This window comes from Pseudomonas sp. PS01300, assembly GCF_029960155.1.
Lineage (GTDB): Bacteria > Pseudomonadota > Gammaproteobacteria > Pseudomonadales > Pseudomonadaceae > Aquipseudomonas > Aquipseudomonas palmensis.
Genome location: NZ_JASCPN010000023.1, coordinates 60,208 through 68,017, shown reverse-complemented (window position 1 = coordinate 68,017; position 7,810 = coordinate 60,208). Strand labels below are relative to the sequence as shown.

Annotated in this window: 6 protein-coding genes; all 6 read right to left on the bottom strand. The window is 64.4% G+C overall.

All coding sequences use genetic code 11. From position 1 onward, the window contains the following. Positions 1-100: 100 nt before the first annotated feature. On the bottom strand, positions 101-1,486 hold the full coding sequence (gene cysG, locus QMX96_RS13685; protein WP_043860844.1) for a siroheme synthase CysG: 1,386 nt from the start codon (positions 1,484-1,486) through the stop codon (positions 101-103). After that, a complete protein-coding gene (gene serS, locus QMX96_RS13680; protein WP_043860845.1) occupies positions 1,487-2,767 on the bottom strand; it encodes a serine--tRNA ligase in 1,281 nt (426 codons plus the stop codon). It abuts the gene before it with no gap. Positions 2,768-2,784: 17 nt separating this feature from the next. Further along, positions 2,785-3,159: a fluoride efflux transporter CrcB gene (gene crcB / locus QMX96_RS13675; protein ID WP_043860846.1), complete on the bottom strand. Its 375-nt coding sequence runs from the start codon at positions 3,157-3,159 to the stop codon at positions 2,785-2,787. Beyond that, on the bottom strand, positions 3,156-4,481 hold the full coding sequence (locus QMX96_RS13670; protein ID WP_043860847.1) for a replication-associated recombination protein A: 1,326 nt from the start codon (positions 4,479-4,481) through the stop codon (positions 3,156-3,158). The genes crcB and QMX96_RS13670 overlap by 4 nt, the downstream gene beginning before the upstream one ends. Positions 4,482-4,500: 19 nt before the next feature. After that, positions 4,501-5,124: an outer membrane lipoprotein chaperone LolA gene (lolA, locus tag QMX96_RS13665; protein WP_282361906.1), complete on the bottom strand. Its 624-nt coding sequence runs from the start codon at positions 5,122-5,124 to the stop codon at positions 4,501-4,503. Positions 5,125-5,189: 65 nt separating this feature from the next. Further along, entirely contained in the window at positions 5,190-7,595 is a 2,406-nt protein-coding gene (ftsK, locus tag QMX96_RS13660) for a DNA translocase FtsK (RefSeq protein WP_058541214.1), read from the bottom strand. Positions 7,596-7,810 lie beyond the last annotated feature (215 nt).

Here is a 7,810-nt window from a genome sequence, read left to right as displayed (position 1 = left end):
GTTTTTGATCAGGGGTTGAAGGGCCCCTTCGCCAGCAAGGCTGGCTCCTGCAGTGGGTCGCGTGTACCTGCAGGAGCCAGCCTTGCTGGCGAAGCTGTTGTTACTGAGCCCCTTCGAACCATGCCAGCTTCTCGCGAAGCTGCACCACCTCGCCCACGATCACCAGCGTCGGCGCATGCACTTCATGCTCCGCCACCAGTTGCGGCAGGTCGGCCAGGGTGCCGGTAAACACCCGCTGGTTGGTGGTAGTGCCCTGCTGCACCAGCGCCGCCGGCGTACTAGCCGCACGACCGTGACGAATCAGCTCGGCACAGATGGTCGGCAAGCCCACCAGCCCCATGTAGAACACCAGGGTCTGCGCAGGCGCCACCAGGTCATTCCACGGCAGGTTGCTGGTACCGTCCTTGAGGTGGCCGGTCACGAAGCGCACCGACTGGGCATAATCGCGATGGGTCAGCGGGATGCCGGCATACGCCGAGCAGCCGCTGGCCGCAGTGATGCCCGGCACCACCTGGAAGGGTATGCCATGCTCGGCCAGCTCTTCGATCTCCTCTCCACCCCGGCCGAAGATGAACGGATCGCCGCCCTTGAGGCGCAGCACGCGCTTGCCTTGCTTGGCCAGGGTCACCAGCAGCTGGTTGATCTGGTCCTGCGGCACACTGTGATCGGCGCGGCGCTTGCCCACGTAGATGCGCTCGGCGTCGCGCCGGCACAACTCGATGATGGCGGGCGCCACCAGGCGGTCGTACAGCACCACATCGGCCTGCTGCATCAGGCGCAGCGCACGGAAGGTCAGCAAGTCCGGATCACCCGGCCCCGCCCCCACCAGGTACACCTCGCCCGAGGTCTGCGGCAGCGCGCCGTCCACCTTGGCCTGCAGCAGGCGTTCGGCTTCGGCGCCCTGCCCGGCCAGCTGGCGCTCGGCAATCGGGCCCTGGAACACGTCTTCCCAGAACCCACGACGCTGGTTCACGTCGGGGTACAGCTCCTTGACCCGATGGCGAAAGCGCGCGGCCAGGCCGGCCAGTTCGCCATAGGCGGCAGGAATCCAGGTTTCCAGCTTGGCGCGGATCAGGCGTGCCAGCACCGGCGCATCGCCGCCGCTGGACACTGCCACCACCAGTGGCGAACGGTCGACGATCGCCGGGAAGATCACCGTGCACAAGGCCGGCGCATCCACCACGTTGACCGGCACACAGCGCTGGCGCGCATCGGCCGATACCTGGGCGTTGAGCGCCTGGTCGTCGGTGGCGGCGATGATCAGCTGACAACCGTCGAGGTCGCTTTCGTGATAGCCGCGGGCCAGGGTCTGGCCGCCACTGGAGCGTGCCAGTTCGGCCAGCTGCCCCTCGATTTCAGGGGCAACCACCCGCAGCACGGCACCTGCATCGGCCAGCAGGCGAGACTTGCGCAGGGCAATCTCGCCTCCACCCACGACCAGCACCTGGCTGCCCCGCAGGTTGTGGAACAGCGGCAGGAACTCCATTTAACCGATGATCTCCAGGCCACCCATGTAAGGCTTGAGCACGTCCGGTACACGGATGCTGCCATCAGCCTGCTGGTAGTTCTCCAGCACTGCCACCAGGGTACGGCCTACAGCCAGGCCCGAGCCGTTGAGGGTGTGCACCAGCTCCGGCTTGCCGGTTTCCGGGTTGCGCCAGCGGGCCTGCATGCGGCGCGCCTGGAAGTCGCCGCAGTTGGAGCACGAGGAAATTTCGCGGTACTTGTCCTGGCTCGGCACCCACACTTCCAGGTCGTAGGTCTTCACGGCACTGAAGCCCATGTCGCCGGTGCACAGCGACAGTACGCGGTAAGGCAGCTCCAGCAGCTGCAGCACGCGCTCGGCGTTGGCAGTCAGGCCTTCGAGGGCTTCCATCGACTTGCCCGGCTCGACCACCTGGACCATCTCGACCTTGTCGAACTGGTGCTGGCGGATCATGCCGCGGGTGTCGCGACCCGACGCACCGGCTTCGCTACGAAAGCATGGCGTGTGGGCGACGAACTTGATCGGCAGTTGCTTGGCATCGACGATTTCGCCGGCCACGATGTTGGTCAGCGACACTTCGGCCGTCGGGATCAGGTAGAAGTCGGCCTCGCCTTCGCGGCTGATCTTGAACAGGTCTTCCTCGAACTTGGGCAGCTGGCCGGTACCTTGCAGCGCCGGGGCCTGTACCAGGTACGGGGTGTAGGCTTCCTCGTAGCCATGCTCGGCGGTGTGCAGGTTGATCATGAACTGCGCCAGGGCACGGTGCAGACGGGCGATCGGGCCGCGCAGCAGGGCAAACCGCGCGCCCGACAGCTTGGCTGCGGTCTCGAAGTCGAGGTAGCCGTTGCGCTCGCCCAGGGCGACGTGGTCCTGGATCGCAAAATCGAAGCTGCGCGGGGTGCCCCAGCGGCGCACTTCGACGTTGTCGTCTTCATCGGCGCCCACCGGTACGCTGGCGTCCGGCAGGTTGGGGATGGTCAGCAGGATAGCGTCCAGCTCTTCGCGGATACCTTCCAGCTCCACCTTGCCGGCAGCCAGTTCGTTGGCCATGCGCTCGACGTCGGCCATCAGCGGGGCAATGTCCTCACCCTTGGCCTTGGCCTGGCCGATGGATTTGGAACGGGCGTTACGCTCGGCCTGCAGCTGTTCGGTGCGGGTCTGCACAGACTTGCGGCGCTCTTCAAGTGCTTCGATGCGCGCGACATCCAGGCTGAAGCCACGGGAAGCCAGGCGATCCGCCACTTCCTGAAGTTGGCCGCGTAACAGTTGGGAATCGAGCATATCGTTTTCTCGCTGGTTCAGAATTTGGTCAAGGACAAACCGGCCCAGGTGGCGAGCAGGCCACCCACTACACTGAGGCTGGCATAGCCGAACGCCAGGGGCGCTTGCCCGCTTTCGAGCAGGCGTACGGTGTCCATGGAAAAGGATGAAAAGGTCGTCAGGCCGCCAAGGAAGCCGACGATCAGGCCTGCGCGCAGCTCGACCGGCACCAGCGGGCGATGCAGAAACAGCCCGTAGAGCAAGCCGATCAGCAGGCAGCCAATCAGGTTGACCGCCAGCGTACCGAGATAGAAGTGGCGTGGCCAGTGGGCATTGACCCAATTTCCCGCGGCAAAGCGCAGCAGCGTGCCGGCAATGCCCCCGGCGCTGACTGCGGCCACCAGGGCAATCATGGCTTCCTCCGCTGGCGCGGGCTCAGGCGATCGAGTTCGGCCAGGTGGCGCAGCTTCTCGCCGATCTTCAGTTCCAGGCCGCGAGGCACCGGCTGGTAGTACTGGCGCGGCGCGAGGTCATCGGGAAAGTAGTCTTCGCCCGCCGCATAGGCATCGGGCTCGTCGTGGGCATAACGGTACTCGTCGCCGTAGCCCAGTTGCTTCATCAGCTTGGTGGGTGCGTTGCGCAGGTGCAGCGGCACTTCCAGCGAACCATGCTCGGCGGCTTCGCGCAGGGCGGTCTTGAAGCCCATGTACACCGCGTTGCTCTTGGGCGCACAGGCCAGGTACGTAATGGCCTGGGCCACCGCCAGCTCGCCCTCGGGGCTGCCCAGGCGCTCCTGCACGTCCCACGCGGCCAGACACAGGCTCAGCGCACGCGGGTCGGCGTTGCCGATGTCTTCGCTGGCCATGCGCACCACGCGCCGCGCCAGGTACAACGGGTCGCAGCCGCCATCGAGCATGCGTGCGAACCAGTACAGCGCCCCATCGGGGTTGGAGCCGCGCACCGATTTGTGCAATGCGGAAATCTGATCGTAGAAGGCCTCGCCGCCCTTGTCGAAACGTCGACGGGTATCGCCGAGCAGGCTTTGCAGCAGCTCCACCCCGATCTCGCTGCCGTCTTCGGCCAGGTCCGAGGCATTCTCCAGCAGGTTGAGCAGGCGCCGGCCATCGCCATCGGCGGCAGCCAGCAGCATCTTGAAGGCTTCGTCGCCCAGGCTCAGGTTGCGCTTGCCCAGGCCGCGCTCCTCGGTCAGTGCGCGCTCCACCAGGCGGTGCAACGCGGCTTCGTCCAGGCTCTTGAGCACATATACGCGCGCCCGCGACAGCAGGGCGTTGTTGAGTTCGAACGAGGGGTTTTCGGTGGTGGCGCCGATGAAGATCAGCGTGCCGTCTTCCACATACGGCAGAAAGGCGTCCTGCTGCGACTTGTTGAAGCGGTGCACTTCGTCGACGAACAGGATGGTGCGCCGCCCGTACTGTGCGGCCTGCTGCTTGGCGATCTCCACCGCCTGGCGGATCTCCTTGACCCCGGCCAGTACGGCTGAAACAGTCTCGAAGTGCGCCTCGCAGAACTGTGCCAGCAAACGCGCCAGGGTGGTCTTGCCCACCCCGGGCGGGCCCCAGAAGATCATCGAGTGCAGCGCGCCCTGCTCCAGTGCCTCGCGCAGCGGCTTGCCGCGCGCCAGCAGGTGCTGCTGGCCGACGTATTCGTCCAGGTTGGCCGGGCGCAGGCGCGCGGCCAAGGGCTGGGCAACAGGGTCACTTCGAAACAGGTCCATGGACGCGGGCTTGACCTCTTTACTCTTGAATCACGTCGGCGCCTTCGGGCACGACGAACTTGAATTTGCTCGCCGGGATCGGCTCATTGGCCTTGACCCCGCTGAACAGGATATTGGTGCGCTGGCCGACGCTGTCGATCAGTTGCATATCGTTCACCAGCCCCTTGCGGAAGGACAGGCGCAGCGAGTCGAACAGGGTGTCCTTGGTTTTGGGCTTGAGCGTGAAATCGATCACGTCACCCTGTTGCATGGAGGTGATATCGAAGCTCTGGCTGATTTTCGAGATATCACCCGACAACAGCAAGGCCGGCGTTTCGGTCAGACGCTCGTCGAGCTTCTTGATGGTCGCCTGCTCCAGGTCCGGGTCCCACAGGGTCACCTTCTTGCCGTCCGACACCACCACCTGCTCGGCAGGCGCATCGGTGTGCCAGTAGAACAGACCAGGGCGCTGTACCGCCATCTGACCGGTGGTTTCCTGCAACTGGGTGCCGCTGCCATCGAGGGTCAGTTGCGAGAAACCGGCAGAAATGGTCTTGGACGTCTCCAGCAATTGGGTCAGGCTTTTGACGTCTGCCTCTGCGGCGAAAACCGAAGCGCTGGACAGGGCCATGGCGGAAACCAACAGCATGCGAATCAGGCGCATGGAAATCCTCGTTGCAGTAGGGGTGGGCCGGCGGCCGTCAATGGCCGCCGGCAGATAAGGAATCATCAGTCGCGCATCGGTCCGGGCGCAATCACTTCACGCGAACCGTTGGTGTTCATGGCAGTGACCACACCGGCCATTTCCATCGCCTCGATCATGCGGGCGGCGCGGTTGTAGCCAATCTTGAGCTTGCGCTGTACCGCGGAAATGGAGGCACGACGGCTTTCGAGCACGAACTGCACGGCCTCGTCGTACAGCGCGTCGGTTTCGGCGTCATCGTCACCGCCACCACCACCGCCCCCATCGAAGCCGCTGCCGGCCTCTTCGACACCGCTGAGGATGTCGTCGTTGTAGTCCGGGGCGCCGCGCAGCTTCCAGGCCTCGACCACGCGGTGAACCTCTTCGTCGGACACGAAGGCGCCGTGCACGCGAATCGGCAGGCTTGTGCCCGGCGGCATGTACAGCATGTCACCATGGCCCAGCAGTTGTTCGGCGCCGCCCTGGTCGATGATGGTACGCGAGTCGATCTTGCTCGATACCTGGAACGCCATGCGGGTCGGGATGTTGGCCTTGATCAGGCCGGTGATCACGTCCACCGACGGACGCTGGGTGGCCAGGATCAGGTGGATACCGGCAGCCCGCGCCTTCTGCGCGATACGGGCGATAAGTTCTTCGACCTTCTTGCCGACGATCATCATCATGTCGGCGAATTCGTCCACCACCACCACGATGGTCGGCAGGGTCTTGAGCAGCGGCGGCACGTCATCCATGCTTTCGCGCTTGAACATCGGGTCGTAGATCGGCTCGCCCGCCTCTTCGGCGTCCTTGATCTTGCGGTTGAAGCCGGCCAGGTTGCGCACGCCCATGGCCGCCATCAGCTTGTAGCGGCGCTCCATCTCGGCCACGCTCCAGCGCAGGGCATTGGCGGCGTCCTTCATGTCGGTGACCACCGGGCACAGCAGGTGCGGGATGCCTTCGTAGATCGACAGTTCGAGCATCTTCGGGTCGATCATGATCAATTTGGCGTCTTCGGGGCCGGACTTGAACAGGATCGACAGGATCATCGCGTTCACGCCCACCGATTTACCGGAACCTGTGGTACCGGCCACCAGCAGGTGCGGCATCTTGGCCAGGTCGGTGATCACCGGCTTGCCGCCGATATCGTGACCCAGGGCCATGGTCACAGGCGACTTGGCCTCGTCATACTGCGGCGACGACAGCACCTCGGAGAAGCGCACGATCTGGCGGTCTTCGTTGGGGATCTCGATACCCACCGTGGTCTTGCCCGGGATCACTTCGACCACGCGCACGCTGGTTACCGCCAGCGAGCGCGCCAGGTCCTTGGCCAGGTTGGCGATGCGGCTGACCTTGACCCCGGCGGCCGGCTGGATTTCGTAGCGGGTGATCACAGGGCCGGGGTGGATCGAGTCCACCGACACTTCAACCCCGAACTCCTTGAGCTTGATTTCCAGCAGATGGCCCACGCCCGCCAGGGACTCTGGCGAATAGTTGACCTTCTTCTTCTCGGCCGGGTCGAGAATCGAAATCGGTGGCAGCGTGCCTTCGATGGCGCTGTCCACGAACAACGGCGCCTGCTTTTCCTTCTGCACGCGCTTGCTCGGCTCTGGCGCCTTGGCCGGCGCCGGCATGATCACCGGTGGCACATGCTGCTCGCGTTCGGCCACATGCTTGCTCAACGCGGTATCGCGCTCGATGATGCGTTCCTTGGCCTTGAGCTGCTCGCGGCGGTCGGGCACCACAGGCGCCACCACGTCGTGCACCTGCTCGTCGACTTCACGCAGTTGGGCAACCAGGCGCTTGCGCTCGTTGCGCCCGGTCCACCAGCGGTTGGCCGCACCCTGGAACAGTTCGAACAGGTCGAGGGTGATCTTGCCGGTGATGTCCATCACCTTGAACCACGACAGGTCGGTGAACACGGTCAGGCCGAACAGGAACAGCGCGATGAACATCAGGGTGCTGCCCTGCACGTTCAGCGCGTTCTTGGCCAGGTCACCCAGGCTTTCGCCCAGCGCGCCGCCCGCCGAGGCCGGCAGGCTCGGGGCCGAATGGAAATGGATATGCGCCAGCGCGGCGCCCGACAGCACCAGGAACACCAGGCCGATCAAACGCCAGGAGAACAGCCAGCCGCTCCACTGCCAGGGCTGATGACGTTCGCGGAAGATCTGCCAGGTCTTGATCGCCAGCAGCAACGGGAAGATATAGGCGAAATAGCCCAGCACCATGAACAACACGTCGGCAAAGAACGCCCCGGCGCGACCGGCGGCGTTCTGCACCTGCTCGACATTGCTGGTATGGCTGAAGCCCGGGTCGGCCTGGTCGTAGGTGAGCAGGGCCATCCACAGGTAAAGGCACAGCGCGCCCATGGCGATCAGCGCACCTTCCTTGAGCCGGTAGTGCAGCTGCTGGCGCCAGATCGGCTCGGGGTTGGGTGTTGCGGTGGATTTCTTCAAAACGCGTCTATTCCTGCGCTCAATGCGCGTCCAACAGGGGTCGACCGGGCGACCGGGTCAACAAACCACTACTTTTAACATTACTGCCCGCCTGCCGCCATGACGGCACGCCGGAACGAGGCGTAAACGGGGGCCAATTTCCTATACGGCAATTTGAGCACGCATTCTCTTTTGTGACAAAGGCTTATGCGGGGTTTTTGCGTAGTTGGGACAGC